Genomic DNA, 26572 nt, shown 5'->3' on the forward strand with positions numbered 1-26572 from the left:
CTTGCTCTCTGGGAGCGCTCCCAGGAAGGACGCGGAACGCGCTCCCGCCCTGGAGACCGGTGAGCGATCACTTTGGAGTAGTCACAGGCCACGGGACCTGCTGAACCGGATAAGTACCGCGAACGTAAGTTCACGATGTCCGCGCCGTCAATAGCCGTGACGTTTTCGAGACGTGCCCCGCAAACGCTCTCACGGGCCGCGGATGTTCAACTAACCGGTTCAACCCGAAGCCTGAGAACACCTCCGAAGTTGACCTCGATCGCACTTGAGGTTGCATGGTGGAGCGCATGGAGAGCTTCACGATCGGGGTCGTCCTGCCGGGGATCGCCGTGCAGCGACGCGACGGCATCGACCTGCCGGCCGCCGCGCGGCACGCCGAGGACGCCGGGCTGGACGGGGTGTGGCACGGCGACCACCTGGCCATCGGCGGGCCGACGCTGGACGGGCCCGTCGCCCTGGCCGCCGCGGCGGCGGGCACCCGGAGGATCAAGGTCGGCATGAGCGTGTTCGTCCCCGCCATCCGGCCCCTCGCGTGGGCCGCCAAGCAGATCGCGACCCTGCAGCACGTCACCCGCGACCGCCTGGTCCTGGGTGTGGGCTCGGGTGGCGGGCCCGAGCAGTGGGCCGCCGCCGGAGTGCCCTACCGCTCGCGCGGCCGGCGTACCGACACGGCCCTCGAACTGCTGCCCCGGCTGCTGGCGGGCGAGGAGACGCGACTGCGGGACGAACCCGGCGAGCCGCCCGTGCGGCTGGCACCCGCCGCCACGATGCCGCCGGTGTGGGTCGGCAACGCGTCCGACGCGGCGATCCGGCGGGCGGCGCTGCTCGGCGACGGGTGGTTCCCGTCCCTGATCTCGCCGCAGGAGGTGGCCGAAGGCCGGTCCCGGCTCGCGGAGCTGGCCGCGGGCCGGGGACGTCCCGCGCCGGTCGTCGCGATCGGCGGCACGGCGGCCCTGGGGACCGGCGACGGCGTCCCGTCGCGGGAGGAGACCGCGTCGGGGATCGCCGCCGCCTACGGCCGCCCCCTGGAGGAGGTCCTGCCGATCCCGCTCACCGGCCCGCCCGAGCAGGCCGCCGAGCGGCTGGCCGCCTACCGCGACGCCGGGGCCGGCCACGCGGTCGTCGGCGTGGCCGGCGGCGACTGGCGCGCCCAGGTGGACCTGCTGGCGGAGGTACGCGCCCTGCTGCGGTGACGTCCTCGACGGCCGGCCGAGAGGGCGCGACCGTCAGCTCTCGCAGAAGAACTCGGTCTCGGCGTCGCACCTGTCGGTGCCGTCGCCGCCGTCCGTCGTGTCCACGCCCGCGCCCCCCACGAGGACGTCGTTCCCGGCGAGCCCGCCGAGCTTGTCGTCGCCCTCGTCGCCGGAGGCGGAGTCCCGGCCGAGCCCGCCGATGAAGCTGTCGGCCCCGAGCCCCAGGGCCACCTTGCTCGGCAGCGACGTCCGGTTCCTGAACGAGTCGTTCCCGGCGCCGGTGCCGGCCACGACGGCGATGACGCCCGCGGAGGCGCAGTCGACCTCGTTGGCGGTCACGGCCACGCAGGACGCGCCCGGGACGACCGTGTCGCCCGTGTTCCTGACCCGCAGCGAGCCGTCGGCGTCGACGAACACGACGATGCCGTCGGACACGCGATCCCCCGTGATCTCCAGCGCGGAGCCGGTGACGCTCACGCCGGTGGCGGCGTGCGCGGGCCCGGCGACGGCGATCATCGCGGCCGCCAGAGCGGCCCCCGCCGTCAGGGCGCGCACGCCGTGCCTGCGCAGAACGGTGGCCCTGGCGCGCCGGTCGTTCCCCCGTGTACTCATCGAATCCCCCTTCGGAGTCGGCCGCTCCGCCGGTCGGAGGGGCCGAGGACGAGTACAGCGCGAACGCCGGGGGTGGCTCAGTGCCCGAGCCCACAGGCGTTGTGTGCCTTATTACGCGGTGCTCAGAGCCACCCCATGCGCTGGGCCGTGCGGATGGCCTCCAGCCGGTTCTGGGCGTTGAGCTTGGTCATCGCGCTCGACAGGTAGTTGCGCACGGTGCCCTCGGTCAGGTGCAGCTCGGCCGCGATCCGCGAGATCGTGGCCCCGTCGCCGGCCAGCCGCAGCGCGTCGCGCTCGCGCTCGGTCAGCGGGCTGTCGCCGGCGGCCATCGCGGCGGCGGCCAGCTCGGCGTCGAGGTAGCGGCCGCCCGCCTGGACCTTCCGGATCGCCATGGCCAGCTCCTCCGCCGAGGCGTCCTTGCCGAGAAAGCCGCTCACCCCTGCCGCCATGGCCCTGCGCAGGTAGCCGGGGCGGCCCAGGCTCGTCAGGATGACGATCTTGCATTGGGAACTGATCCGCTCGGCCGCGCTGAGGCCGTCCATGCCGGGCATCTCGATGTCGAGCACGGCCACGTCGGGCCGGTGCTCGGCCACGGCGGCCACGACCTCGTCGCCCCTGCCCACCTGGGCGACGACCTCGATGCCCTCCTCGAGGTCCAGCAGGGCCGCGATGGCGCCGCGGATCAGGTGCTCGTCGTCGGCCAGTAACACCCGGGTCGTCATGCCGGCACCGCCGCCCGCAGCAGGTAGCGGCCCTCGTGCGTCGGCGCGGCCTCCAGGGTGCCGCCGGCCGCGCGTACGCGCTGGGCCAGCCCCGCCAGGCCGTTCGGCGCGTGCTCCCCCGCCGGCCCGCTCACCCCGTCGTTGGACATCTCCAGCACCCCATCCTCGATCGTGATCGTGCAGCGTTCGGCCGTGCTGTGCTTGAGCACGTTGGTGGCGCCCTCGCGCACCACCGTGGCCAGCAGCGTGCGGGTCTCCGGCGACAGCGAGCCCGTCTCGGCGCGCACGGTGCATCGTACGTCCGCCGCCTCCAGCACGGCCCGTACGCTGGCGAGCATCTCGTCCAGGTCGACGGTCCGGTAGTTCTGCACGGCGGAGCGCACCTCGCGCAGCGACCGCCTGGCCAGGTCGCGCACCGCGAACATCTCCTCGGCCGCCGCGGCCGGGTCGGCGGGCAGCGTGCGCGACGCGCCCTCGGCGCGGGCGGCGATGTCGGTGAGGCTCTGCCCGAGCAGGGAGTTCAGGTCGCGGGCGAAGCGCAGCCGCTCCTCCGAGACCGCCAGCCTGGCCTGCGCCTCCTGCCCTTCGTACGCCTCCTTGGCCACCCGCCACAGCCACAGGTTCGTCAGCACGCCGCCCACGCCCACGGCGGTGAACACCGACTGCACCAGGAGTGTGGCCCAGATGGGCGCGCCCAGCAGCGCCACGTAGAGGTTGAAGAGCACGATCGACAGGACCGACAGGATCACGATGGTGCGCCTGCGGACGAAGGGCCCCAGCATGCCCAGCCACGCCGCGATGGCCCACATGAACGTGGCGGCGAACATGATCACGATGATCACGCCGGTCACCGCCAGGATCGCGGTGGGCCGCCGGCCGCCCCGCATGGCCACCCGGTGCGGCCGGGTCGACAGCACGTTGAAGACCAGCAGCAGGGCGGCGCCGATGAGGACCACCGGCCACGGCAGTCCGAGCTCCCAGCGGAGGTAGAGGTCGTAGTAGCCGATTAGGGAGAACAGATTGACCAGGTCGGTCGAGTAGACGATCACCCAGCGGATCTTGTCCAGCTTCGTCGCACGGCGTCTCACGCGGGCACCGCCGCTCGCAGCAGGAACTCGCCTGTCGGGGTCGGCTGGGCGGAGAAGGAGCCACCCGCCGTGGCCAGCCGCTCCGACAGGCCGCGCAGGCCGCTGCCGGGGGCGGAGGAACGCCCCTCCACGCCGTCGCCGCCGGGGGCGGAAGGGCGTCCGTCCACGCCGTCGTTGAGCATCTCGAGCACGCCGCCGTCGATCGTGATCGCGCAGCGGGTGGCCGCGCTGTGCTTGAGCACGTTGGTGGTGCCCTCGCGGACCGCCCACGCCAGCAGCGTCCTGGCGGCCGGCGACAGCCCGTCGGCCCTGGCGTCGATCAGGCAGCGCGCGCCGGCCGCCTCCAACGCCACGCGCGCGCCGGCCAGCTCGTCGTCGAGGTCGAGCGTCTGGTAGCCGTGCACCGCCTGCTGCACCTCGGCCAGCGACTCGCCGGCGAGCCGGTGCACCTGGGCCATCTCGGAGGCGGCGCGCCCGGTGTCCTTGGTCGCCAGCTTGGCGGCCAGCTCGCTCTTCAGAGTGATCACCGACAGGCTGTGCCCGAGCAGGTCGTGCAGGTCGCGGGCGAAGCGCAGCCGCTCCTCCGACACCGCCAGCCGGGCCTTGGCCTCCTTGCCGTCATGGGCGTCCCTGATCGTCCACCAGATCCAGCGCCAGAGCAGCATGGCCGCCGTCAGCGCGACGGCGCTGAGCGTCTCGGGCACGAGCACCTCGAACCAGGGCTCTCCGGTCACGGCCATGAAATAGCCGCTGGCCAGGCCGACCACGGCCACGCCGAGGCAGAGGGTCGCGGGCAGCGGGAGGTACAGGGCGGCCATCGACAGCCACAGGACGCCGATCTCCAGCCAGGTGGCCACGCCCTCCAGCGGCTGGCGCGGCACCAGCAGCACCGCGACCGCCGCCAGCAGCCCCGTGGCCACCAGCTTCGGCGTGGGCCGCGGCCTGGTGTCGTAGGCGTCCCTGAGCAGGGAGGGGAAAAGGCTGAAGCACCCCAGCAGGCAGACGAGGACGACCGCGGCGTTGAGCGGGGAGATCCGGCCGCCCCGCACGTACAGGACGGCGAACACGACGAACATGACGCCCATGAGCATGACCGCGGCGTCCATCCAGTAGAGCAGGATCTTCCGCGCCGTCTCCGGACGCGCCGCCATCACGCCCTCCCCCTGCCCCTGGAAACCTCGCCGGTCGCGAAAATCCTATAGTCAGGGAGAGGTCTGCCAAAGAATTCGCGACACGTCCGGCTTCGGGGCGACTCCGCGCAGCGACAGCCACGCCAGGCCGTGGCGGGCGGCGTAGGCGGCCAGCGTCCGGGCGTCGACCTCGTTCAGGTCGCCCTCGCCCGCCAGCACCGGGGTGAGCGCGATGCGCGGCCACGCCTCGTCGGGGTCGGCCAGGCCCTGGGCCCGCGCGATCTGGTCCCTGGCCACCAGCACGGCCTCCGCCACCCGGCGCAGGCGGCCGTCCGGGGCGTCGCGCGGCTCGATCTCGGCCAGCAGGTTGACGGTGCCGATCTCGGCGCCCTCCCGGCGGGTGGCCCGCAGCATCTCCACGTCGCCGGAGCCCAGCCCGTTCGACTTCAGCGGCAGCGTGAAGCTGACCCGGAGCCGCCGCTCGCGCTGCATGGCGTAGATGGCGCGCGCCCGGCGCAGCACGGCGGCCTCGTCCTTGCTGTCGCTGACCTCGAAGTCGATGGCGTCGGCGTCGAACGCGCCGACCACCCTGCGGTAGGCGGCCGCGAGCCCGCCCGGCCTGGTGCAGGTGTCGGCCAGCTCCTCCCCCTCCGGTCCGCCGAACACCGGCGCGGCGTCGCCGCCCAGCGCCCTGAGGCGGCCGATCCGGTTGGCCACGGGGTTCTTGCCGGGATCGAGCGGGTCGGCGGCGGAAGGACCGTTCCATTTGGGCGCGCAGCCGTCGTCGCCCGCGACGAGGTGGCCGAGCGCGTACCGGCGCACTCCGGTGCGCTTGGACTCCTTGGGCAGGTCGAACTCGGGCTCGCGAGCGGTGTCGACGAACTCCACGAACGCCGCCTGCGGCTCCACCACCGCCGGTGGCGAGGCGGCAGGGGTGTGCCCCGCCACCGGTGGCTTCGGCGCGAGCGTGGCGCCCGCGGGCAGCAGGCGCATGATCGCTCCGGTGGCGCCGGTGAGCACGAGGGCCCCGAGGATCGCGAGCGGGCGCGGAAGCGTGCCCGGCTCCCTCTTGTGCCGCGGCATAGGCCACCCCACGTGGTCATTCGGCTACGTACCGGCGCTGAAACGAACGGTAGCAAGCGTGTCAGCCGCTGTGCGGGCCTTTTCCGGCACGCGTCCGTTCTGTGCGGATAATGTCGTCATGAAGCTGCGGATCTTCACCGAGCCCCAGCAGGGCGCGACATATGACGACCTGCTCACCGTCGCCCAGGCCGCCGAACGGCTGGGTTTCGACGCTTTCTTCCGTTCCGATCACTACATGCGCATCGGGCCCGGCGACCCCGGCGTCGGCTCGACCGACGCGTGGATCACGCTGGCCGGCCTGGCCAGGGAGACCTCGCGGATCCGGCTGGGCACGCTGGTGACGCCGGCCACGTTCCGGCTGCCCGGGCCGCTGGCGATCAGCATCGCGCAGGTCGACCAGATGAGCGGCGGCCGGGTCGAGCTGGGCTTCGGCACCGGCTGGTTCGACACGGAGCACGCGGCGTACGGCATCCCGTTCCCGCCGCAGAACGAGCGGTTCGGGCGGTTCGAGGAGCAGCTCGAGATTCTCACGGGCCTGTGGACCGCCGAGAAGAGCTTCTCGTTCGAGGGCAGCTACTACCGGGTGGCCGACTCGCCCGCGCTGCCCAAGCCGGTTCAGCGGCCCAGGCCGCCGATCATCATCGGCGGGTTCGGCGCCAAGCGCACGCCGCGGCTGGCGGCCACGTACGCCGACGAGTACAACCTCCCGTTCCACACCCTGGACGACACGGAGAAGGCGTTCGCGCGGGTGCGCGCGGCCTGCGAGACCACGGGCCGCAGCCTCACCTACTCGGTGGCGCAGACCACGGTCGTGGGGGCGGACCGGGCGGAGGTCGAGCGGCGCGTGGCCGCCATCGGCGAGAACCCCGACACCCTGCCCGTGGGCGGCCTGTGCGGCACCCCGGCCGAGATCGTGGAGAAGATCGGCAAGTTCGCCGAACTGGGCGCCGAGCGGGTCTACCTCCAGATCATGGACCTGAGCGATCTCGAACACCTGGAGCTGATCGCCGCCGAGGTGCTCCCGCACGTATAAGTAATCATTGGCGGCGCTTCGCGACGGTACGGCAGACTTGGGGCGTGCTGCTGACGATCACGACCACCGCGAGGCCCGCCACCGACCTGGGCTTCCTCCTGCACAAGCACCCCGGGCGCGTGCAGGAGTTCGGCCAGTCGTTCGGCACGGCGACGGTGTTCTACCCCGAGGCGGACGAGGAGCGCTGCACGGCGGCGCTCCTGCTCGAGGTGGATCCGATCGCGCTGGTCAGGTCTCGCGGCAAGAACTCGCCCGACTTCAGCCTCTCGCAGTACGTCAACGACCGCCCCTACGCGGCCTCCTCGCTGCTGGCCGTGGCGCTGGCCGACGTGTTCCGCACGGCGCGGGCGGGCCGCTGCACGGCCAGGCCCGAGCTGCCGGGCACGCCGCTGCCGCTGGAGCTGCGGCTGCCCGCGCTGCCCTGCCGGGGCGGCCCCGAGCTGGCCGCCCGGCTGTTCGAGCCGCTCGGGTGGGCGGTGGACGCGCGGGCGGTGCCGCTCGACCAGGGCTTCCCCGAGTGGGGCGATTCGCGCTATGTCCAGGTCACCCTGCGCGGCACGGTGCGCCTGGCCGACGCGCTCAACCACCTCTACGTGCTGCTGCCGGTGCTCGACGACGGCAAGCACTACTGGATCGCGCCCGACGAGGTCGACAAGCTGGTCAGAGCGGGCGAGGGCTGGCTGCACGGGCACCCCGAACGCGGCCTGATCACCCGGCGCTACCTGGGGCGGCGCTGGGCGCTGGCCCGCACGGCGCTCGCGCGCCTGGCCGAGCTGGGCGACGAGACCGAGGAGGAGCTGGAGCCCGCGGTCGAGGAGGACGCGCCCGCCGGGGAGACCGCGGCCGACGAGGCGGCCGCCGCCGAGGCCGCGGCCCAGGGCGACGCCCCCGCGGAGAACGACGCCCCCGCCGAAAAGGCCTCCCCGGAGGAGGCCCCCAAGGCCAAGCCGCTGAACCTCCGGCGGCGCGAGGCGGTGCTGGCCAAGCTGGAGGAGCTCGGCGCGGTCAGCGTGATCGACCTGGGCTGCGGCCAGGGCGAGCTGGTCGGCGCGCTGCTGGCCCGGCCCAGGTTCGCCAGGGTCGGCGGCATGGACGTCTCGTCGATGGCGCTCACCATCGCCGCCCGCAAGCTGCGCCTGGACCGCATGCCCGACAGCAAGCGCGCCAGGCTCACCCTGTTCCAGGGCGCGCTCACCTACACCGACAGGCGGCTGTCCGGCTACGACGCCGCGGTGCTCATGGAGGTGATCGAGCACGTCGACCCGCCGCGCCTGACCGCGCTCGAACGCGTCGTGTTCGGCCGCGCCAGGCCCGGCCACGTGCTCGTCACCACCCCCAACGTCGAGCACAACGTCCGCTACGAGTTCCTGACCGGCCTGCGCCACCCCGACCACCGCTTCGAGTGGACCCGCGCCGAGTTCGCCGCCTGGGCCACCAGGGTCGCCGGCGAGTACGGCTACCAGGTCGCCTTCGAACCTGTCGGCGACGACGACCCCGAGGTGGGCCCGCCGACCCAGATGGGAGTGTTCACCCGTGATCAGCGTTCCTGAGCTCTCGCTGGTGGTGCTCGTCGGCGTCTCGGGCAGCGGCAAGTCGACGTTCGCCGGGAAGCACTTCAAGCCCACGCAGGTCATCTCCTCCGACTTCTGCCGGGGCCTGGTCTCCGACGACGAGAACGACCAGTCGGCCACGCCCGCGGCGTTCGACCTGCTGCACCACATCGTCGGCGTGCGGCTGGCCAGGGGCCTGCTCACCGTGGTCGACGCCACCAACGTCCAGTACGGGGCCCGCAAGAACCTCATCGACCTGGCCAGGAAGTACGACGTGCTGTGCGACGCGATCGTGCTCGACGCGCCCGAGGAGGTGGCCATCGAGCGCAACGCCGCCCGGCCCGACCGCGACTTCGGCCCCGGCGTGGTGATCCGCCAGCGCAAGGAGCTGCGGCGCTCGCTGAGCAGGATCTCCAACGACGGGTTCAGGCGGGTCCACGTGCTGCGCGGCCTCGACGAGATCGACGGCGCGGTGGTCACGTACGAGAAGGCCTGGTCCGACAAGACCGAGCTGACCGGGCCCTTCGACATCATCGGCGACGTCCACGGCTGCCGCTCGGAGCTGGAGGCGCTGCTGCGCCGGCTCGGCTGGGAGGGGCTCACGCACCCGGAGGGGCGCACGGCGGTGTTCGTCGGCGACCTGGTCGACCGCGGGCCCGACACCCCCGGCGTGCTGCGCCTGGTGATGGACATGGTCGAGGCCGGCACCGCCGTCTGCGTGGCCGGCAACCACGAGCAGAAGCTGGTGCGCGCGCTCAACGGCCGCAAGGTCACGGTCGCGCACGGCCTGCGGGAGTCGCTCGACCAGCTCGCGGAGCAGGAGCCGGAGTTCGTGGAGCGGGCCAGGACGTTCATGGACGGCCTGCTCAGCCACTACCGGCTCGACGGCGGCCGGCTCGTGGTCGCGCACGCGGGCCTGAAGGAGGCCTACCACGGCCGCGCCTCGGGCCGGGTGCGCGCGTTCGCCCTGTACGGCGACACGACCGGCGAGACCGACGAGTACGGCCTGCCCGTCCGCTACCCGTGGGCCGACGAATACCGGGGCCGGGCGATGGTCGTCTACGGCCACACCCCCACGGTCCGCCCCGAGTGGGTGAACAACACGATCTGCCTCGACACCGGCTGCGTCTTCGGCGGCCACCTGACCGCGCTGCGCTACCCGGAGCGGCAGATCGTCCAGGTCCCGGCGGAGAAGGTCTGGTACGAGCCGAGCAAGCCCCTCGGCGCGGGCTCGGCCCGCGACCCCGGCATGCTGGACATCAACGACGTGACCGGCACCCGGCACGTCGAGACCAGGTTCGGCACCAGGGTCAAGGTCCTGGAGGAGAACGCGGCCGCGGCCCTGGAGGTCATGAGCCGGTTCGCGGTGGACCCGCGCTGGCTGGTCTACCTGCCGCCCACCATGGCGCCGCCGGAGACGTCCGGTCTCGACGGCTACCTTGAGCACCCGCACGAGGCGTTCGAGGAGTTCGCCGCCGCCGGGGTGCGCGAGGTCGTGTGCGAGGAGAAGCACATGGGCTCGCGGGCCGTGGCCGTGCTGGCCAGGACGCCCGAGGTGGCGGCGGAGAGGTTCGGCGTGACGGACGGCGGCACGGGCGCCGTCTACACGCGCACCGGGCGGCCGTTCTTCGACGACACGGCGCCGCTGGTGACGCGGCTGCGCGAGGCGTGCGAGCCGCTCTGGGCGGAGCTGGGCTCCGACTGGGTGGTGCTCGACTGCGAGCTGCTGCCCTGGTCGGCGAAGGCGGGCGAGCTGATCAGGTCGCAGTACGCCTCCGTCGGCGCGGCCGCCCGCGCCGCGCTGCCAGAGGCGGTCGCGGCCCTGGAGGCGGCGGCCGGGCGGGGACTGGATGTGGGCGGACTGCTGACCCGCACCCGGCGCCGCTCGGACAACGCTGCCCTGTTCCGCGACGCCTATGCCCGTTACTGCTGGCCGGTCGACGGTCTGGAGGGCATCCGGCTGGCGCCGTTCCAGATCCTGGCCTGCGAGGGGCGGGCCACGGCGCTGGAGCCGCACGCCTGGCACCTGTCCACGCTGGCGCTGCTCGACTCGCCGCTGGTCACCCGCACCCGGCACGTCTTCGTCACGCTCGACTCGCCCGGGTCGAGGGCTTCGGCGACCGAGTGGTGGGAGTCCCTGACGGCGGCGGGCGGCGAGGGCATGGTGGTCAAGCCCGCCGCGTACGCGCCCGGGCGGGTGCAGCCGGGGGTGAAGGTGCGCGGGCGCGAATACCTGCGCATCATCTACGGCCCCGACTACACCGAGTCGCTCGACGTGCTGCGCCGGCGCTTCCTGGGCAAGAAGCGCTCGATGGCGCTGCGCGAGTACGCGCTGGGGCTGGAGGCGCTGTCGCGGCTGGCGGAGGGCGAGGCGGCCTGGCGCGTGCACGAGCCGGTCTTCGCGGTGCTCGCCCTGGAGTCGGAGCCCGTGGACCCGCGGCTCTGACTAACGCCATGACCTGCGGGTATGTCCCCCACCACGGGGAAGGACCTGCATGGCAACCAAGCGCGCGCACCATGAGCACCTCGGCCACGTCGTCTTCATCGCGGCGGCCGCCGCCATCGGGGGGTTCCTGTTCGGCTACGACAGCGCCGTCATCAACGGCGCCGTCGTCGGCATCCGGAAGTACTTCCAGGTGGGGCCGGTCGAGATCGGGTTCGTGGTGGCCATCGCGCTGCTCGGGTCGGCCGTGGGGGCGTGGGCGGGCGGCGGGCTGGCCGACCGGCTGGGGCGTACGCGGACGATGCAGGTGGCGGCGCTGCTGTTCGCGGTCAGCTCGGTCGGGCAGATGTTGCCGTTCGCCATCTGGGACCTCGCGTTCTGGCGCGTGATCGCGGGCTTCGCGATCGGCATGGCGTCGGTGATCGGGCCCGCGTACATCGCCGAGGTGGCCCCGCCCGCCTACCGGGGCCGGCTGGGCTCGTTCCAGCAGCTGGCGATCGTGCTCGGCATCGCGGTCTCGCAGCTCGTCAACTACCTGATCGCCGAGGCGGCCGGCGGCAACGTGAACAACCCTCTCTGGGGGCTGCAGGCGTGGCAGTGGATGCTGGGCGCCTGCGTCGTGCCTGCCGTGCTCTACCTGATGTTCGCGCTGATCATCCCCGAGTCGCCGCGCTACCTCATCATGGCGGGGCGCACCAGGAGGGCCCGCGAGGTGCTGTCCGAGATCGAGCCCGAGGACGTGGACATCGAGGCCCACATCGCGGAGATCCAGCACGTGCTGCGCACCCAGCGCGTGCCGGGCCTGAAGGACCTGCGCGGGCCCGCGCTCGGGCTGTTGCCGATCGTCTGGATCGGGATCGGGCTGTCGGTCTTCCAGCAGTTCGTCGGCATCAACGTGATCTTCTACTACTCGTCCGTGCTGTGGCAGTCGGTCGGCATCGACCAGAGCGCCTCACTGCTGATCAGCTTCTCCAGCTCGATCATCAACATCGTGGGCACGTTCATCGCGATCTCGCTGGTGGACAGGATCGGGCGCCGGCCGCTGCTCCTAATCGGCTCCGCGGGCATGGCGGTCTCGCTGGCCACGGCGGCGTGGGCGTTCAGCGCGGCCAGGACGGTGGGACAGACGGTCACGCTGCCTGACCCGCAGGGGCTGATCGCGCTCGTGGCGGCCAACGTGTTCGTGCTGTTCTTCGCCCTGTCCTGGGGTGTGGTGGTCTGGGTGCTGCTGGGGGAGATGTTCCCGAACCGCATCCGCGCGGCCGCCCTGGGTGTCTCCGCCGGGGCCCAGTGGCTGGCGAACTGGGCGATCACGGTGACGTTCCCGGCGATGGCGGCCTGGAACCTGCCGGCCACCTACGCCGTCTACGCGTTCTTCGCGGTGCTGTCGTTCCTGTTCGTCGCCAGGCGGGTGCGGGAGACCAAGGGCCGCAGGCTGGAGGAGATGGGCTAGTCTCCGGCACGTGATCGACGACGTCCTGGCCCCCTCGCTCGACGTGCTGTTCTGCGGCATCAATCCCGGCCTCATGTCCGAGGCCACCGGACACCACTTCGCCCGCCCCGGCAACCGCTTCTGGCCCGCGCTGCACCTGTCCGGCTTCACCCCGCGCCTGCTGGCCCCCGCCGAGCAGCACCTGCTGCCCTCGTACGGCCTGGGCATCACGAACATCGTCGCCCGCCCGAGCGCCAAGGCGTCGGAGCTGACCAAGGAGGAACTGGCCGAGGGCGGCCTGGCCCTGGCCGCGAAGGTGGCGGCCGCGGCGCCGACGGTCCTGGCGGTGCTGGGGATCTCGGCGTACCGCACGGCCTTCGCCCGGCCCAAGGCCCGCATCGGCCCCCAGGAGGAGCTCGTCGGTGGGGCCAGGGTCTGGGTGCTGCCCAACCCGAGCGGGTTGAACGCCCACTGGACCCTGGCCACCATCGCCGACGAGATGGGACGGCTGCGCTCCTACTTGGCCGCGAAGTCCTGGGTCCAGTAGATCCGGCCCTGGGAGTTCTTGGCCACGCCGACGCCGATCAGGTTGTACCGGCAGTTCATGATGTTGGCCCGGTGGCCCGCGCTGTTCATCCAGCCCTCGACCACGGAGGCCGCGGAGGGCTGGCCGAAGGCGATGTTCTCGGCGAAGGCGTTGCCTCCGCTGAAGCCGGCTCCCCGGATGCGGTCCATGAAGCTGCGGCCGTCCTTGGAGGTGTGGTCGAAGTAGCCCTGCTTCGCCATGTCGTCGGAGTGGCCGAACGCGGCGGCGCGGAGCTGCGGGTCGTGCTTGAGCGGCTGGCAGCCGCCCTTGGCCCGCTCGGCGTTGGTCAGCCTGAGGACCTCGTTCTCCTCGGCCGTGCCGACCGACCCGCCGGACGACGGGGGCGGCGCGGTTTGGGTCGGGGTCGGGGTCGGGGTCGACGTGCCGGTGGGGCTGGGAGAGGGCGTCGGCGTACTGGCGGGGTCGCAGGTCAGCCGGACGGCCCGGGACTTGGAGGTGCCGCCGCGGTAGTCGGTGGCGACCGCGTAGTAGGTACCCGGTTTGCAGGTGAGTGTCAGGGTGACGCGGCCGTTCTTGGAGGCCCCGCTCTTGACCACGGGGTCGGGGCCGGGGACGGCGCGCTTGATGCGGATACGCAGTAGTGCGGGGTCGTCGCAGTTGCGACGGGTGGCGAATGACTTGATCTTCAATGCGTTGGTGAGGCTGGGCTTGGCCACCTTCACGCGACACGAGGCCGCCGCCACAGCCGAGCTCTGCGCGGCGGCCTCGGCCGCACTGATCGGCGCGCAAAGCGTCGCCAGGCCAAGAAGCCCGGCAAGTACCCCAATGGGTCTACGCATAGGGGATTCCCTCCAGTTGCCATAGACGCTGGATGGCAAGGCATTCTGTCGGGAACGAGACCGACTTGTCACTAAATTGCGACATAAATCTCGCAACTCGGGTAAACCAGAGTGCCACCTGAGGCGTCAGTGCCCTCTTTGCTGCGGGCCCGAAACCCCGGCTTCGCCGGGCTTTGCGCGCCCATGGCCCCCGTGGAAGCCACCTGGAGATACGCAGGGGATCGCTTGGGGGTTCAGAGGGCAGAAGGGGCCCAGCGGGCAGACGGTGCCAGAGGGCGGACGGGTTCGCCGCGCGGACGAGAAAGCCCGCGGCGCGCATCCGGCGCCGCGGGCGGAGGAGGGGCCCCGGCTCACCCGCGAGGCGGGCCGGGGCGACGGATCACTGCTTGACCAGCAGCGCCACGCACTCCACGTGGTGGGTCATCGGGAGCACATCGAATCCACGTCGCCCCAGGTCAACGCCTCACAATCACTCCCCAGAAGTCGACAACGTCGGCCGCTCCCCCGTCTTCGGCAATCGCCGCCGGGCCACGAACCCCCGCTGCATTTCGACCTTCAAAAAGCGGGGCCAGCAGATCGAGCACATGCCTCGGCACCGGCACCTCACGCCGCGACGAACCGTTCTTCGGATACTCCTTCCACTTCCCGTACTGCGTCAGCGACCCGCGAAGGAGGATCCGCCCACGCAGCCAGTCGGCCGGGTTCCCGTCTCGTCATCGCGATCGGCGCCAGCCACGGCAGCAGCCTCCGACGTCGATGCAGGCTGAATGACAGCTCCGTAGTGAGGGAAGCCCCGCTCTGCCTCTTCGTGAGGCGGGGCGGGGCTTTCGTCGTGTCTACGCCTCCGGAAAGTACCCCGATACAGACACCGCGGAGCGTCAGGCTACGTGCTGTGCCTGCCAGCCGTCGAGGCTGAATGCCTGGTCATGGCGGTACGCGTCGATGCCAGTACGGATGTAGGTGACAACGTCGTCGGGCAGGTCGCCAAGGTCGAACCAGTCGATCTTGTCGCATTTGCCGGGCTCGGCGTTGAACGGCTCCCCAGCCCAACGGCTGGCTGCGAAGAACACGCCGATGCGGGCCTGGCCGTCTGGATCGGCGTGATGGCACATGCCCGCGAATGCGAGATCTGCGGGGTCGATGGCGATGCCGAGCTCTTCGCGGGCCTCACGCGCTGCGCCCTCAGGCAGGGTTTCGCCGGCGTCGAGGCAGCCGCCGGGTATCGACCAGGAGCCATCGGCGAAGCCGGTGTTGGCTCGCAGCAACAGCAGGACCTTGCCTGCCTCGATGAGGATCAGGTGGACGCCGACGTGGGGCCGAAACGGTTCGGATGGTGTGGACATGGCCGTGCTCCCCGCAGTGGGCGATGCGTCGTGGGTGTCACGCTACGCGGCCACACGGGGAGCACGGGACTGTTTGCCAGGACGACTTTCTAGGTGTCGGTGCGAGGCTTCTGGACGCCGGCCATCGCGTGGACCATGTCGGCGAGGTGGACGGCGAGCTGATCCGGGGTGCGACCGTCGTTGTGCAGGTGGTACGCGGTGGGGTCGCTGTCGGCGATCTGGTCGTAGCGCTCCTGCAGCCGTCGCAGCCGGGCGCGGTCGGCGATCAGGTCGCGGTCGGAAGCCGTCTGGTCGGGCTTGGCGGTCATCCGCGCGGTCAGCTCGTCCAGGTCGGTGTGCAGGTAGACCGTCAGGTCCGGCTGGGCCAGGTAGCCCACGAAGGGTGCGATGGTCGCCGCGACGGTGGCGTTGTCCAGGCCGTGCACGGCGGAGTGGTTGGCGATGACGGAGTTGATGTAGCGGTCGGCGACCGCGTGCCCGGTCTCCAGCGCCTGGCGGGCGAGGTCGGCGGCGTGCAGCGCCCCGGACAAGTAGAACGCCAGCTGCGGGAAGGCGCGGGCGTGGGCGTTGATGTACGGCTGCAGGTCCGACACCGGGGCGGGCACCGTGTGGAAGGCGCGGCAGTCCAAGCGCTCGGCGAGGTGCCGGGCCAGGGTGGACTTGCCGGAGCCGCTGATCCCTTCCAGGACCACGAAGACGCCCGATCGTGGCGTCTCGGCCGGCTGGTAGGCGGCGGGCAGCTGGTTGCCGATGCTGGGGCGGGGGGCGGCGATGGTCATTTCAGCGTCCCTTCGGTGAAGGCGTCCAGGTGGGTGGAAACGGCCGCCAGCAGGCCGGCCGGGTCTTGCGCGTACGGGGTGACGTCCAGGCGGAGATCGGGGCGGAGCAGGCACGGGCTGAGCTCGCCGGCCGAGTCCAGGCGCAGCGCCCAGAAGCCCTCAATGCAGCGGTCCTGCTGCGGGCAGGTGGCGCACTGGCCGACGTGGTGCCGACCGAGCGAGGCGTCGATCACCTCGATAGTCATCGAGCCCCGCCGGCCGGCAACGGTGAAGACCCTGCGGCCCTGCCCGGTGCCGGAAGTGACGACTTCCCCGCTGACAGCGATGGTGCGCAGGTACGCGGTGATGTCGCGGGAAGGGACCTTGGCGCTCAGCTGGTTGTGGTCGGTGTCGACGAGCTCGATGATCTGCAGGCCCGTTCCGAGTTCACGGGCGTAGGCGATGATGTCCATCACCTCGTGGGCGTTCTGCTCTTGCAGCAGCAGGTTCAGCTCGACGATCGGGATGGCGTCGATGGCGGCTTCGATCCCGGCCTTGATCTTGGCGATGTCGCCGGGTTTGCCCTCCGCGATCGTGGCGATGGAGGCGTCGGAGAAGTAGTGCAGCGAGACCTTGATCCGGTCCAGTGCGGTGGCCGCCAGCCAGTCGAGGTCCTTGGTGAGGGTGAGCCCGTTGCTGATCAGCGTGGTGGTGTAGTCGCTCATCTGGTGCTGGGGCAGGCCCTGAAGGATCGGACGGGCGAGCGGGGACAGCAGCGGTTCACCGCCTGTGAAGAAGACGCGGCTGATCCCGGCGGCGGTCATCGTGTTGATCGCGGACAGGAAATCGTTGGCGTCCAGTGACCGGCGGCGGGGCTGAATGGTGCGGTCGTGGTGGGTGATTCTGGGTGGGATTTCGCCTTCGTTGTGGCAAAACCAGCAGCCCAACTGGCAGCGCGGGGTGAGCGAGACGCGCAACTGGCCGCCGCGGTGAGCGAAGTCGGCGCTGCCGCCTGCGAATCGAGGCATGGGTAGATCGGTAGGCACGTCGTCCTCCGACAGGGGGTTGGGGTCCGCCCGAGTTGGGGCGGCTGTGTCGGCTCGTACCTCCGAGCCGTCGGCTTCCAGCAGGCCCGACTGTCAGTCGTTCATGCTGGTCAGGGTATTATGTACTACGTACTTCATAGACTCTCAGGCAGGCGCGGTCAATGAGTATGTAGTACATACTTCCGCTATGGTGAGGTTGTGATCACACCAGGAAGCAGCTATCGCGATGTGGCGGACACCATCCGCCAGGCCATCCATGAGGGCGTCTACCCCCGCGGCTCTTTGCTCCCCAACGAAGATCAGCTTGCCGAAGAGCTCCACGTGAACAGGGCCACCGTGAACAAAGCCTTGCGAATCTTGAAAGGCGAAGGACTGGTCTACGTGCACATGGGCGTCGGGACCTACGTGCACAAGCTGCCGCCCCTGCTGCGGGACGCCGCCGTACGGCACAGCCGCGCCCACCGGGAACGCGGGGGCGTTCGAGGCTCCCTGGCCAGCGAACTCGCCCGACTCGGCTACGAGTTGAACTCCGCCAACACGGTCGGCCCCGGCCATCCTCCACCGGATGTGGCCGACGTCCTGGGCGTCGACGACGACACCGACAGCGTCATCATCCGCGCGCGACGCATGAAGGCCGAAGACGTCCCCATCCAGATCGCCATCAGCTACATCCCGCGCTCCATCGCCGATGGAACACCGATAGCCGAACTCGACTCAGGAGTCGGCGGGATCAGCAGCCGCCTGGCCGAACTCGGGTACGCGCAGGTCGAGCTTGAGGAGAACATCAGCATCCGGCCACCCACTCCTGACGAAGCTCGCTTCCTTCGCATGATCCCAGATCAGTGGGTGTACGAGATCTTCCATATCGGGTGGACCGCGAGCGACCAGGCCGTCAAGGTCACCACCTACGTCATGCCGACCTACCAGTGGAATCTGCGCTACCGCTACCCCGCGGACCCTTCGTGACCCGCGGCCCCGCCCTGGACGCAGAACGGCCCCCGTCTCCTCCAAGCGGAGGAGCGGGGACCGTTCTTTGAGGGTGTGGGGCTATTGGCGGGCGATGCTCCATGCCCCGTCCGCCTGGATCGTGGCATAGCGGGTGCCGGCTGGAAGTGCGACCCGTCCCTTGTATGCGCCGATCTTGTTGACGAGCAGATTTCGGGTCCGGCCGCGGTTGTCGAGAGCCCAGACGATGAAGTTCGAGTCGCCGCTGTACCGGAGCGTCAGTCGCCGCAGGCCCTTGCTCGGCGCGGTGAGGCGCAGCACGTCTGGACCTGTTCCCTTGGCGTTGATCGCCCAATAGCGGGCCTTCGTGATTGGCAGGACCTGTAGCGTCCAGGAGCCGTCCGCGGTGACGCTGAAGGAGCGGACCTTGTGGGCTCCGGAGACGTTGAACGCCACCGTCCCCTTGTAGTCGCCCACCTCGTTGGCGACCAGGTCCACCTGCTTGCCGCTCGTGGCGAGCGCCCACACGATGAAGTTGGACTCGCCCTGGTGGGTGGCCTTCACGATGCTCGGTGTCGAGGCGACGGGAATGCTGACCACGTCGTCGCCCTCCCCGCTGTAGGTGGTGGTGGATGCCGTTGTTTGGGCGTTGGCGGTGGCCGGCGCTGAGGTGAGGAACGCTCCAGCGAGCGCGGCGAGGGCGGCAACGGCGCGTAAGGGAAGACGCATGTGTGGCTCCTGAGAGTAGGGATGTGGACGGGGTAAGACGCGTGGGATGAAGTGATGGAGTACGACGCGAGCGGCGCGTACGCCGGGCTCGGCGTCACGCACCGCATGGCGGTGATCGGCGTGCTGGTGGACGCGTGGGATGAAGAGGTCTGGGCGCGGACGGCCAGCCACGTGGAGTCGCTCGGCGTGGGACAGCAGTCGATCGTGCTGGTGGTCGAGCGCGCCTACTTCGCCAGCGAGAGGACGATCGAGATTGCGGACATGATCGTGCCCGCCGAGTCGAATAAGTTGATCTACAACGGGCCTGTCGGCGACAGCGCCGGCGCGGAGCCCGCCCGGGGGTAGCAGGAGGGGTCCGACTGCCGCAGCGAGAGCTAAGGTCGCAGACGACGGTCGAGGTGGGGGCAGGTTGTCCGGTCATCCGGAGGCGCATCGAGTCTGGGGAGTGGCCGCCCGGCCGCAAGATCACCGAGAGCGGAATCAAGGATGAATTCGTGATCGCCAAGGTCACCGTGCGCAAAGTGATCAAGGGCTTGAGGGACGACGGCTTGATCTATACCCGGCCGAATCTCGGGAGCTTCATCGGCCCGGAGCCGCCCGACTGAGCGCCGGACGCACGACGCCCCGCCGCCCCTATTGGGCGGCGAGGCGCTTTCATGATCGTGCGCTACGCATGCGTCATGATCTTGAGAATCCAGGAGACACCCTGAGACTCATTCAGTTGTCCCACTGCTGGTCAGAGCCACAATTCACGCCCTGACCAGCAGCGCCACGCACTCCACGTGGTGGGTCATCGGGAAGGCGTCGAAGGCCCGCAGGTCCGAGAGCGGGTAACCGAGCTCCGCCAGCCAGGCCAGGTCCCGCGCCAGCGTGGCCGGGTCGCAGGAGACGTACACGATCCGCTGAGCCTCCAGGGAGGCGATCCGCTCCACGACCTCGCGCCCCAGCCCGGAACGGGGCGGGTCGACCACCACGAGGTCCGTGCGTTCGATCTGGAAGCGGTCCAGCGCCTCCTCGACCCGCCCGCGCTCCACCCGGGCCTGCGGCAGATCCCGGAGGTTGGCACGGGCGTCACGGACGGCGGCCGCCTCCGACTCCAGCCCGAACACCGCCCCCTCGGGCCCCACGGCCTCCGCCAGCCCGGCCGCGAACAGCCCGACCCCGCAGTAGAGGTCGAGCGCCCACTCCCCCGGCTCCGGCGCCGCGTAGGCCAGCACCGCGTCCAGCAGCGTCTCCGCGGCGCCCGGGTGCACCTGCCAGAAGCCGCTGCCCGCCACCCGGAAGCCCCGGTCGCCGACCTGCTCGTGCAGCACGCCCGAGCCGCGGCGCGGCACCGTGTGGCCCTTGCCCTGGTCGAGGAGGACCGAGGCGGGCGCGTCGAGCTCGGGAACGGTGACGCTGCGGCGCGGCCTCGGCGAGACGACCACGGCCCTGTCTCCGGCCGAGGACGCGATGACCTCGACGCCGGCCGCGCCCGGCCAGGAGCGCTGCTCCGCCCCGACCGCCTCCACCTCCGGATGGGCGATCAGGCAGGCGTCCACGACCTCGATGTCGTGCGAACGGTGCCGGCGGAAGCCCAGCTCACCACTGGGCCGGGCGGCGAACTGGACGCGGGTGCGCCAGCCGAGCCCGTCCTTGGCGCCCGGCACCTCCTCCACCACGACCTCGCGCGACAGGCCCGCGAGCCGCTTCAGCTGCTCGGCCACGACCTGCGCCTTGAGCCGCCGCTGCGCCTCAAGGGTCGCGTGCTGCCAGTCGCACCCGCCGCACCGCCCGGGGCCCGCGTACGGGCATGGCGGGACGACGCGGTCGGGCGAGGGCTCCAGGATCTCCACGGCGTCGGCCCGCAGGAACCGGGCGGTCTCCTCGGTGACGTCGGCGATGACCCGCTCGCCTGGCAAGGCATGCCGTACGAACACCACGCGCCCTTCGTGGCGCGCCACACACCAGCCGCCATGCGCGACCGGACCTACCGTCAGCTCGAGAGATGCCTGTTCCACAGGGACACCCTATGCCCGAGCCTGCTCCTCATCCTTGACGGACTGGTCCCAGGGACGGCGCACCGAGCCCGGCGCGAACGGCTCCGGCCTGCCCTTGAGCCGGTCGGAGGAGTGCAGTTGCCAGGGCACGCTCGTCACCATGACCCCCGGCTTGAACAGCAGCCGCGCCTTCAGCCTGAGCGCGCTCTGGTTGTGCAGCGCGTGCTCCCACCAGTGGCCGACCACGTACTCGGGGATGAACACGGTCACCACGTCACGGGGCGAGCGCCGCCGCAGGGTCTTGACGTAGTCGAGGATGGGCTGCGTGATCTCGCGGTACGGCGAGTCCAGCATCTTGAGCGGCACGGGGATGCCCCGCCGCTCCCACTCCTCCTGCAGCCTGCGCGCGTCCTCGCCCTCGACGCCCACCGTGACCGCCTCCAGCGTGGACGGCCTGGTGGCGCGGGCGTAGGCCAGCGCGCGCATGGTCGGCTTGTGCAGCTTGGAGACGAGCACGATCGCGTGGTTGCGCGCGGGCAGCATGGCCGGCTCGTAGTCCTCGCTGATCTCCAGCTCGGCGGCCACCTTGTCGTAGTGGCGCCTGATGCCCTTCATCATGAGGAACAGGATCGGCATCGCGATGCACACGATCCACGCCCCCACCAGGAACTTCGTCAGCAGCACGACCACCAGCACGAGCCCCGTCATGATCCCGCCGAAGAAGTTGATCACGCGGGAGCGGTGCATCTGGTGGCGCACCTTGGGGTCGGTCTCGGTCTTCAGGTGGCGGGTCCAGTGGATGACCATGCCGGTCTGGCTGAGCGTGAAGGAGACGAAGACGCCGACGATGTAGAGGTTCAGCAGGCGGCTGACGTCGGCCTGGAACCCCCACAGCAGCAGGCACGCGCCGAGCGCGAGGATGATGATGCCGTTGGAGAAGGCCAGCCGGTCGCCGCGGGTGTGCAGTTGGCGGGGCAGGTAGCGGTCCTGCGCCAGGATGGAGCCGAGCACCGGGAAGCCGTTGAAGGCCGTGTTGGCGGCCAGGAAGAGGATCAGGGCGGTCACCGCCGAGATCACCACGAACGGCAGCGACCCGCCGCCGAACACCGCGTCGGCCACCTGGGAGATGATCGGCTGCTGGTAGTAGCCGGGGCCGACGGGCTGCCCGTTGGGCAGGTGCAGGTCGGTGGCGACCACGGACGGCTCGGCGATCTTCACGCCGGACGCGAGGCCGAGCGCGATGATGCCGCCGAACATGGTGATCGCGACCAGGCCCATCATCAGCAGCGTGGTGGCGGCGTTCTTGCTCTTGGGCTTTCTGAACGCGGGCACGCCGTTGCTGATGGCCTCGACGCCCGTCAGGGCGGCGCAGCCGGAGGAGAACGCGCGCAGGATCAGGAACGCGGCGGCGAACGTGGTCAGGTTGGTCTGCTCGGCCTCGATGGTGAACTGGGCGCTCGGCGCCTGGAGCGGCTCACCCAGCACCAGCAGCCGGAACCCGCCCCAGGCGATCAGGGCCAGGACGGCGACCATGAACGCGTACGTGGGGACGGCGAAGGCGGCGCCGGACTCGCGGATGCCGCGCAGGTTGATCACCGTGAGCAGGATGACGATGGCGATGGCGATGGCGGGCTTGTGCTGGCCCACGAACGGGATCGTGGCGCCGACGTAGTCGACGCCGTTGGCGACGGACACCGCCACGGTCAGCACGTAGTCGACCATGAGCGCGCTGGCGACGGTGAGCCCGGCGTTCTTGCCGAGGTTCGTGGTCGCGACCTCGTAGTCGCCCCCGCCGCTCGGATAGGCGTGCACGTTCTGCCGGTACGACGCCACGACGGTGAGCATCACGACCACGACGGCTATCGCGACCCAGGGACTGTAGGCGTAGAAGGAGACGCCGGCCAACGATAGGATGACCAGAATCTCTTGGGGCGCGTACGCCACGGAAGAGAGCGCGTCGCTCGCGAAAACCGGCAGTGCTATCCGTTTTGGGAGGAGTTGCTCGTGAAGCTGCCCGCTACGCAGGGCGCGCCCCACGAGCAAGCGTTTGACAAGATCCGATACCTTCGCCACGTAACGAGATGCTAGCCGCATGCCGAGGGCTTAAACGAGGCGCTCCCCCTTCGGGCCATACTGGTGTCCAGCAATGGGCCGACCGCGAAAGTGCGGGGGGAAATGCATATAGTGATCATGGGGTGTGGCCGGGTCGGTTCGACTCTCGCTCATATCCTCGAGGACAGCGGCCATTCCGTCGCCATCATCGACCGCGATCCGCAGGCGTTCAGGCGGCTTCGCGCCGGGTTCCGAGGGCGGCGGGTGACGGGCGTGGGCTTCGATCGCGACGTGCTCACCGAGGCCGGCATCGAGTCCGCCGCCGCGTACGTCGCGGTCTCCAGCGGCGACAACTCCAACATCATCTCCGCCCGGGTGGCCCGCGAGACGTTCGGCGTGGACAACGTGGTGGCCCGCATCTACGACCCCCGCCGTGCCGAGGTCTACCAGCGGCTCGGCATCCCCACGGTGGCGACCGTACGGTGGACGGCCGACCAGATCCTACGCCGCATCCTCCCCGAGGGCGCCGAGCCGCTCTGGCGCGACCCCACGGGCACGGTCATCCTGGCCGAGGTCACCGCCAACCCCGAGTGGATCGGCATCCGCGTCGTCGGCCTGGAGCACCGCGTCAAGACGCGCGTGGCCTTCATCAACCGCATGGGCGAGGCCCTGACCATCACGGACGACACCGTGGTGCAGGAAGGCGACGTGCTCCACGTCATCGCCGCGGAGAACGACATGGACCGGATCAACAAGGTGCTCGCCGCGGCACCGGAAGAGGACGAGTGATGCGCGTCGCCATCGCCGGAGCGGGCGCCGTGGGCCGCTCCATCGCGGCCGAGCTCCTGGAGAACGGCCACGAGGTCCTGCTCATCGACGTGGACCCCCGAGCCATCAAGATCGACAGCGTGCCGCGCGCCGAATGGCTCCTCGCCGACGCCTGCGAGATCGCCTCCCTCGACGAGGCCGGGCTCAACAACTGCCACGTCGTGGTCGCCTCCTCCGGCGACGACAAGGTCAACCTGGTGGTGTCGCTGCTGGCCAAGACCGAGTACGGCGTGCCGCGCGTGGTGGCCCGCATCAACCACCCCAACAACGAGTGGCTCTTCAACGAGTCCTGGGGCGTCGACGTGGCCGTCTCGACCCCGCGCCTGCTCAGCGCGCTGGTGGAGGAGGCGGTCAGCGTCGGCGACCTCGTCCGCCTGATGACCTTCCGCCAGGGCCAGGCCAACCTCGTGGAGCTCACCCTGGCCGAGGACGCCCCGGTCGTGGGCCAGCGGGCCGGCTCGGTGCCGTGGCCGGTGGACTCCGCGCTGGTGGCGATCCTCAGGGAGGGCCGGGTCCTGGTGCCGACGGCCGACGATCCGCTGGAGGCGGGCGACGAGCTGCTGTTCGTCGCGAACCAGGAGGTGGAGCAGGAGCTCGCCCACCTCCTCTCCCAGCACTAGGTCCTCTCCTGGGAGGTGCTTGGCGCGATGTGAGCACTCGGGCCCGCCTCCCAGGGCCTCCGCCCCCGCAATGCTGTGACGGAACGCCACGTCGGCGACGAATGACGGCGGCCCTGCTCAGGGTCCCGGCGAGCGCCGGTCGCGTTCCTGGGCAGGGCCGGCCGTTCCGCTTCCCGGGCCGGTGACGATCGCCACATCCCGCAACCTGGGGCAACGGCTCCCGTCACCCGGGTTTCGCCTGGTCAGGTCCCTATGTGGCAGCGCCAGGACCACGGGTTCGCGAGCCCGATCCGAGAGATCGTCAGAGCGGCTGGATCAGATCGTCGAACTCCCCGTCCTTGATCCCTCCGAAGAACGCTTCGAGCTCGGGGCGGGTGAAAGCCAGAACAGGCCCCGCCGGGCTCTCGCTGTCGCGAAAGAGCACCAGGCGTCCTCGGTTGGCCTTGTGGGGGCTGTCGGTCGGTGCGGTGTCGGCGACCGCCACCTCCACGCAGCCATTGCCTCCGTCACTGCGCCGGCTCTTGCGCCAGGTGAGGGTGGCGGGGTCGATCAGACTCGTGTGCATCGCTTGCTGGTCCTCTCCCATCTACAGCCGTCCAACCAATACCGAGATCAACGCCGCCGAGTCGTCTGGGCTGTGCGCCATCGCGCGCACTTGGTCAAAGGCGAGGCTATAGGAGTGGACCTCACTGTCGTCCTCGATCCACAGATTACTCGTCATGGTCTCGATGTAGACCACGTCAGGGTCGTACACCTCACGGAACGAAAGGATCGAGAACGGGGTGTTGGCCCCGGGATGGGCTCCGACGGAACAGGCAAGGATCTGGATCGTGACGTTGGGCAGCTCCGACAGCCGAAGCAAGGACTCGCACTGGGCCTTCATCACGTCGGACCCGCCTATCAGGCGATTGAGCGACGCTTCATCCAGGATCATCCAAATATTGAGCGATTTATCGCGATAAAGGATCTTCTGTCGGGTCATGCGGATCTCCACGCGGCGATCGATCTCGGAAGCGGGCGTGAACGGCATGAGCGCCGCCCGGATGACCGCACGCGCGTAGTCCTCTGTTTGCAGCAGGCCGTGGATCAGGGTTTGCGAGAAGCACCTGATGCTGGCGGCCTCGGATTCGAGGCTGATGTAGTTCGCGTAGTCGGTCGAGATCGAGTCGTACGTCTCCCACCAACCGCGCCGCGTGGCGGTGCGCGCGAGCTCGTGCAGCGACTCACGTCTGACGCCCGACACCCCGTAGAGATCACAGAGCGCCGCGAGGTCGCCGGCTCGCACCCCGACCTGCGCCGTCTCGATGCGGCTGACCTTGCTGATGGACCAGCCGAGCCGCTCTCCCGCCTGCTCCCCGGTGAGTCCGGAGCGCTCGCGCAGAATGCGAAGCTCTCCCGCGAGTCTGCGTCGGCGGAGAGTAGGACCGCGCCCGCCAGCCATAGTCGAACCCCCTTCACTGCATGACTTTCCAGTGTTACGCACCTCGTCCACATCTGCACCAGGAGTAACCAGAGAGAGCCCGGATGCAAATTTGCAGTTTCAGTTGCAGCAGCCGCTATCTTGCGTCACTCTTCAGATACGAAGAGTGATGCTTCGAAGTGGCGGCGCCGATCTACACCGCGGGTCTGGCGGGAGGGACGCGATGGACGAAGAGTTCCTGGCCGAGCTGGTGCTCCCCGGAAAGCGACGGTCGGTGTCCATGGCCCGCCACTGCGTCGGGGACGTCCTGCAGGCAGCGGGCCACCGGTGCGTCGACGGTGCGCTGCTCGTCGTCACCGAACTGGTCGGAAATGCCGTCCTGCACACCGTCTCCGGACAGGCAGGCGGGCTGATCACGGTCGCCGTTCGCGAGGTGGGCGACGCCATCGCGCGCATTGACGTGATCGACCAGGGGGCGTCCACCGTTCCCCAGTTGCGCGAGGCCGGCGATACGAGCTGCTCGGGGCGAGGCCTGCAGATAGTCGGCGCGACGGCGATCCGCTGGGGCGTACACGACGACGCCCTGGGCGGCAGGGCGGTGTGGGCGGAGGTGTTCACCGCGGAGGACGGCTCGGTCGCCGTCATGAACGCCGCGCCGTGCGAGGTCGACGCCTGTTGCCACCGCATCACCGGTCCGAGCTGGTGGGGTCCCGGTTTCTGGAGCTCACGGGCGATCACCGAGTGACGGGCTGCCGGCCGATGCCGGTGCCGCGAGCCGGACAACGGCGAAAGACCCCTCGCCACCGGGTGCGAGAGGTCTTCCAGGAGCGGGCCCTCAGTCGATGGTCACCCGGGTGCCGCGCTGATCGTCCGTGTCGATACAGCGCGCCTTGATCCTGAAGGGCAGCACGATGAAGCCGAACTCCAGGCTCTCGATGTGCCGTTGGCACAGCGGGTCCTCCGGACCGCTCCAGTCGTCGTCGGCGACCGCCGGCCCGGACGCCAGGAACAAGGCGGCGGCGGTCGTGGCCAGGGCGGTGATGGCGCGTGTGTACATGATGGCCCCCGATATGGCGCGAAGTGATCGTCCGCCAGCCTTCGTACCCGCGCGCGTGGATCATCTCTTCAAGGAAATGATCCGGAGATCTTTACCGGAGATTCCCGGCGGCTCGGCCGCATG

At 70.3% G+C, this 26572-nt stretch carries 27 protein-coding genes; 12 read left to right on the forward strand and 15 right to left on the reverse strand.

What is annotated here, in order from left to right:
* Positions 1-287 precede the first annotated feature (287 nt).
* On the forward strand, positions 288-1193 hold the full coding sequence (locus ACIBQ1_RS43185) for an LLM class flavin-dependent oxidoreductase (RefSeq protein WP_397286469.1): 906 nt from the start codon (positions 288-290) through the stop codon (positions 1191-1193).
* 33 nt (positions 1194-1226) lie between these two features.
* Here ACIBQ1_RS43185 and ACIBQ1_RS43190 read toward each other — a convergent pair whose 3' ends face one another.
* The 5 genes from ACIBQ1_RS43190 to ACIBQ1_RS43210 form a co-directional block, all read right to left on the reverse strand.
* Positions 1227-1805 (reverse strand): hypothetical protein, encoded by a 579-nt coding sequence (locus tag ACIBQ1_RS43190; RefSeq protein WP_397286471.1) that lies wholly within the window; start codon positions 1803-1805, stop codon positions 1227-1229.
* Positions 1806-1927: 122 nt separating this feature from the next.
* A complete protein-coding gene (locus ACIBQ1_RS43195; protein WP_397286473.1) occupies positions 1928-2527 on the reverse strand; it encodes a response regulator transcription factor in 600 nt (199 codons plus the stop codon).
* Entirely contained in the window at positions 2524-3615 is a 1092-nt protein-coding gene (locus tag ACIBQ1_RS43200; protein ID WP_397286475.1) for a sensor histidine kinase, read from the reverse strand. Before ACIBQ1_RS43200 ends, ACIBQ1_RS43195 begins: the two co-directional genes overlap by 4 nt.
* Positions 3612-4766, reverse strand: coding sequence for a sensor histidine kinase (locus ACIBQ1_RS43205; RefSeq protein WP_397286477.1), 1155 nt, complete (start codon positions 4764-4766; stop codon positions 3612-3614). Before ACIBQ1_RS43205 ends, ACIBQ1_RS43200 begins: the two co-directional genes overlap by 4 nt.
* Positions 4767-4817: 51 nt before the next feature.
* Positions 4818-5828 carry a hypothetical protein gene (locus ACIBQ1_RS43210; RefSeq protein ID WP_397286479.1) on the reverse strand — a complete coding sequence of 337 codons (1011 nt, stop codon included), beginning with the start codon at positions 5826-5828 and terminating at the stop codon, positions 4818-4820.
* Positions 5829-5946: 118 nt separating this feature from the next.
* Between ACIBQ1_RS43210 and ACIBQ1_RS43215 the strand changes: the two genes are divergently transcribed.
* The 5 genes from ACIBQ1_RS43215 to mug are packed head-to-tail and all read left to right on the forward strand — an operon-like array spanning position 5947 to position 12833.
* Positions 5947-6861 (forward strand): LLM class F420-dependent oxidoreductase, encoded by a 915-nt coding sequence (locus tag ACIBQ1_RS43215; protein ID WP_397286481.1) that lies wholly within the window; start codon positions 5947-5949, stop codon positions 6859-6861.
* 44 nt (positions 6862-6905) lie between these two features.
* Positions 6906-8411, forward strand: a complete 1506-nt coding sequence (locus ACIBQ1_RS43220; protein ID WP_397286482.1) for a 3' terminal RNA ribose 2'-O-methyltransferase Hen1 — start codon at positions 6906-6908, stop codon at positions 8409-8411.
* The gene (locus ACIBQ1_RS43225) at positions 8395-10857 is read left to right on the forward strand and encodes a polynucleotide kinase-phosphatase (RefSeq protein ID WP_397286485.1); all 2463 of its coding nucleotides are present in this window, start codon (positions 8395-8397) and stop codon (positions 10855-10857) included. The genes ACIBQ1_RS43220 and ACIBQ1_RS43225 overlap by 17 nt, the downstream gene beginning before the upstream one ends.
* Positions 10858-10906: 49 nt before the next feature.
* Entirely contained in the window at positions 10907-12307 is a 1401-nt protein-coding gene (locus ACIBQ1_RS43230) for a sugar porter family MFS transporter (protein ID WP_397286487.1), read from the forward strand.
* A 10-nt stretch (positions 12308-12317) separates the two neighbouring features.
* Positions 12318-12833 (forward strand): G/U mismatch-specific DNA glycosylase, encoded by a 516-nt coding sequence (gene mug, locus ACIBQ1_RS43235; protein ID WP_397286489.1) that lies wholly within the window; start codon positions 12318-12320, stop codon positions 12831-12833.
* On the opposite strand, the gene ACIBQ1_RS43240 is transcribed toward mug, so the two are convergent.
* From ACIBQ1_RS43240 to ACIBQ1_RS43255, 4 genes are all read right to left on the reverse strand, one after another.
* A complete protein-coding gene (locus ACIBQ1_RS43240; protein WP_397286491.1) occupies positions 12803-13672 on the reverse strand; it encodes a CAP domain-containing protein in 870 nt (289 codons plus the stop codon). The genes mug and ACIBQ1_RS43240 overlap by 31 nt on opposite strands.
* A gap of 878 nt (positions 13673-14550) precedes the next feature.
* Entirely contained in the window at positions 14551-15015 is a 465-nt protein-coding gene (locus tag ACIBQ1_RS43245) for an NUDIX domain-containing protein (protein ID WP_397286493.1), read from the reverse strand.
* 89 nt (positions 15016-15104) lie between these two features.
* Positions 15105-15794, reverse strand: coding sequence for a dTMP kinase (locus tag ACIBQ1_RS43250; protein WP_397286495.1), 690 nt, complete (start codon positions 15792-15794; stop codon positions 15105-15107).
* The gene (locus ACIBQ1_RS43255; protein WP_397286497.1) at positions 15791-16801 is read right to left on the reverse strand and encodes a radical SAM protein; all 1011 of its coding nucleotides are present in this window, start codon (positions 16799-16801) and stop codon (positions 15791-15793) included. The genes ACIBQ1_RS43250 and ACIBQ1_RS43255 overlap by 4 nt, the downstream gene beginning before the upstream one ends.
* A gap of 246 nt (positions 16802-17047) precedes the next feature.
* Between ACIBQ1_RS43255 and ACIBQ1_RS43260 the strand changes: the two genes are divergently transcribed.
* The gene (locus tag ACIBQ1_RS43260; RefSeq protein WP_397286598.1) at positions 17048-17785 is read left to right on the forward strand and encodes a GntR family transcriptional regulator; all 738 of its coding nucleotides are present in this window, start codon (positions 17048-17050) and stop codon (positions 17783-17785) included.
* Positions 17786-17866: 81 nt separating this feature from the next.
* On the opposite strand, the gene ACIBQ1_RS43265 is transcribed toward ACIBQ1_RS43260, so the two are convergent.
* On the reverse strand, positions 17867-18493 hold the full coding sequence (locus ACIBQ1_RS43265) for a hypothetical protein (protein WP_397286499.1): 627 nt from the start codon (positions 18491-18493) through the stop codon (positions 17867-17869).
* Between the two features lie 54 nt (positions 18494-18547).
* Here ACIBQ1_RS43265 and ACIBQ1_RS43270 point away from each other — a divergent pair, with 54 nt between their 5' ends.
* Together ACIBQ1_RS43270 and ACIBQ1_RS43275 are read left to right on the forward strand one after the other, a co-directional pair.
* Entirely contained in the window at positions 18548-18838 is a 291-nt protein-coding gene (locus tag ACIBQ1_RS43270) for a hypothetical protein (protein WP_397286501.1), read from the forward strand.
* A gap of 53 nt (positions 18839-18891) precedes the next feature.
* Positions 18892-19098, forward strand: coding sequence for a GntR family transcriptional regulator (locus ACIBQ1_RS43275; protein WP_397286503.1), 207 nt, complete (start codon positions 18892-18894; stop codon positions 19096-19098).
* 144 nt (positions 19099-19242) lie between these two features.
* Here the strand turns inward: ACIBQ1_RS43275 and ACIBQ1_RS43280 are convergent, their stop codons facing one another.
* Both ACIBQ1_RS43280 and ACIBQ1_RS43285 read right to left on the reverse strand, forming a co-directional pair.
* Positions 19243-20493 carry a class I SAM-dependent RNA methyltransferase gene (locus ACIBQ1_RS43280; protein ID WP_397286505.1) on the reverse strand — a complete coding sequence of 417 codons (1251 nt, stop codon included), beginning with the start codon at positions 20491-20493 and terminating at the stop codon, positions 19243-19245.
* A 9-nt stretch (positions 20494-20502) separates the two neighbouring features.
* Positions 20503-22566, reverse strand: coding sequence for an APC family permease (locus ACIBQ1_RS43285; RefSeq protein ID WP_397286507.1), 2064 nt, complete (start codon positions 22564-22566; stop codon positions 20503-20505).
* An 81-nt stretch (positions 22567-22647) separates the two neighbouring features.
* Here ACIBQ1_RS43285 and ACIBQ1_RS43290 point away from each other — a divergent pair, with 81 nt between their 5' ends.
* Positions 22648-23313, forward strand: coding sequence for a potassium channel family protein (locus ACIBQ1_RS43290; RefSeq protein ID WP_397286509.1), 666 nt, complete (start codon positions 22648-22650; stop codon positions 23311-23313).
* Complete coding sequence (locus ACIBQ1_RS43295) at positions 23313-23972, forward strand: TrkA family potassium uptake protein (RefSeq protein ID WP_350722859.1); 660 nt, start codon at positions 23313-23315, stop codon at positions 23970-23972. The genes ACIBQ1_RS43290 and ACIBQ1_RS43295 overlap by 1 nt, the downstream gene beginning before the upstream one ends.
* 301 nt (positions 23973-24273) lie before the next feature.
* Here the strand turns inward: ACIBQ1_RS43295 and ACIBQ1_RS43300 are convergent, their stop codons facing one another.
* Both ACIBQ1_RS43300 and ACIBQ1_RS43305 read right to left on the reverse strand, forming a co-directional pair.
* Positions 24274-24558 carry a DUF397 domain-containing protein gene (locus tag ACIBQ1_RS43300; RefSeq protein WP_397286511.1) on the reverse strand — a complete coding sequence of 95 codons (285 nt, stop codon included), beginning with the start codon at positions 24556-24558 and terminating at the stop codon, positions 24274-24276.
* Positions 24559-25413: a helix-turn-helix domain-containing protein gene (locus tag ACIBQ1_RS43305; protein ID WP_397286513.1), complete on the reverse strand. Its 855-nt coding sequence runs from the start codon at positions 25411-25413 to the stop codon at positions 24559-24561.
* Positions 25414-25615: 202 nt separating this feature from the next.
* On the opposite strand from ACIBQ1_RS43305, the gene ACIBQ1_RS43310 reads away from it, so the two are divergent.
* Positions 25616-26137, forward strand: a complete 522-nt coding sequence (locus tag ACIBQ1_RS43310) for an ATP-binding protein (RefSeq protein WP_397286515.1) — start codon at positions 25616-25618, stop codon at positions 26135-26137.
* A gap of 90 nt (positions 26138-26227) precedes the next feature.
* On the opposite strand, the gene ACIBQ1_RS43315 is transcribed toward ACIBQ1_RS43310, so the two are convergent.
* Positions 26228-26449, reverse strand: coding sequence for a hypothetical protein (locus ACIBQ1_RS43315; protein ID WP_397286517.1), 222 nt, complete (start codon positions 26447-26449; stop codon positions 26228-26230).
* Positions 26450-26572 lie beyond the last annotated feature (123 nt).

The sequence above is a fragment of the Nonomuraea sp. NPDC050153 genome (assembly GCF_044460125.1).
GTDB lineage: Bacteria > Actinomycetota > Actinomycetes > Streptosporangiales > Streptosporangiaceae > Nonomuraea.

Excerpts from the sequence above, each read along its gene's own strand:
- ACIBQ1_RS43305 (WP_397286513.1), bottom strand. The coding sequence starts at position 25,413 with ATGGCTGGCGGGCGCGGTCCTACTCTCCGCCGACGCAGACTCGCGGGA.
- ACIBQ1_RS43255 (WP_397286497.1), bottom strand. The coding sequence starts at position 16,801 with ATGCCTCGATTCGCAGGCGGCAGCGCCGACTTCGCTCACCGCGGCGGC.
- ACIBQ1_RS43245 (WP_397286493.1), bottom strand. The coding sequence starts at position 15,015 with ATGTCCACACCATCCGAACCGTTTCGGCCCCACGTCGGCGTCCACCTG.
- ACIBQ1_RS43310 (WP_397286515.1), top strand. The coding sequence starts at position 25,616 with ATGGACGAAGAGTTCCTGGCCGAGCTGGTGCTCCCCGGAAAGCGACGG.
- ACIBQ1_RS43290 (WP_397286509.1), top strand. The coding sequence starts at position 22,648 with ATGCATATAGTGATCATGGGGTGTGGCCGGGTCGGTTCGACTCTCGCT.
- ACIBQ1_RS43215 (WP_397286481.1), top strand. The coding sequence starts at position 5,947 with ATGAAGCTGCGGATCTTCACCGAGCCCCAGCAGGGCGCGACATATGAC.
- ACIBQ1_RS43190 (WP_397286471.1), bottom strand. The coding sequence starts at position 1,805 with ATGAGTACACGGGGGAACGACCGGCGCGCCAGGGCCACCGTTCTGCGC.
- ACIBQ1_RS43185 (WP_397286469.1), top strand. The coding sequence starts at position 288 with ATGGAGAGCTTCACGATCGGGGTCGTCCTGCCGGGGATCGCCGTGCAG.
- ACIBQ1_RS43240 (WP_397286491.1), bottom strand. The coding sequence starts at position 13,672 with ATGCGTAGACCCATTGGGGTACTTGCCGGGCTTCTTGGCCTGGCGACG.
- ACIBQ1_RS43300 (WP_397286511.1), bottom strand. The coding sequence starts at position 24,558 with ATGGGAGAGGACCAGCAAGCGATGCACACGAGTCTGATCGACCCCGCC.
- ACIBQ1_RS43295 (WP_350722859.1), top strand. The coding sequence starts at position 23,313 with ATGCGCGTCGCCATCGCCGGAGCGGGCGCCGTGGGCCGCTCCATCGCG.
- ACIBQ1_RS43265 (WP_397286499.1), bottom strand. The coding sequence starts at position 18,493 with ATGCGTCTTCCCTTACGCGCCGTTGCCGCCCTCGCCGCGCTCGCTGGA.
- ACIBQ1_RS43210 (WP_397286479.1), bottom strand. The coding sequence starts at position 5,828 with ATGCCGCGGCACAAGAGGGAGCCGGGCACGCTTCCGCGCCCGCTCGCG.
- ACIBQ1_RS43195 (WP_397286473.1), bottom strand. The coding sequence starts at position 2,527 with ATGACGACCCGGGTGTTACTGGCCGACGACGAGCACCTGATCCGCGGC.
- ACIBQ1_RS43205 (WP_397286477.1), bottom strand. The coding sequence starts at position 4,766 with ATGGCGGCGCGTCCGGAGACGGCGCGGAAGATCCTGCTCTACTGGATG.
- ACIBQ1_RS43250 (WP_397286495.1), bottom strand. The coding sequence starts at position 15,794 with ATGACCATCGCCGCCCCCCGCCCCAGCATCGGCAACCAGCTGCCCGCC.
- ACIBQ1_RS43230 (WP_397286487.1), top strand. The coding sequence starts at position 10,907 with ATGGCAACCAAGCGCGCGCACCATGAGCACCTCGGCCACGTCGTCTTC.
- ACIBQ1_RS43270 (WP_397286501.1), top strand. The coding sequence starts at position 18,548 with ATGGAGTACGACGCGAGCGGCGCGTACGCCGGGCTCGGCGTCACGCAC.
- ACIBQ1_RS43315 (WP_397286517.1), bottom strand. The coding sequence starts at position 26,449 with ATGTACACACGCGCCATCACCGCCCTGGCCACGACCGCCGCCGCCTTG.
- ACIBQ1_RS43285 (WP_397286507.1), bottom strand. The coding sequence starts at position 22,566 with ATGCGGCTAGCATCTCGTTACGTGGCGAAGGTATCGGATCTTGTCAAA.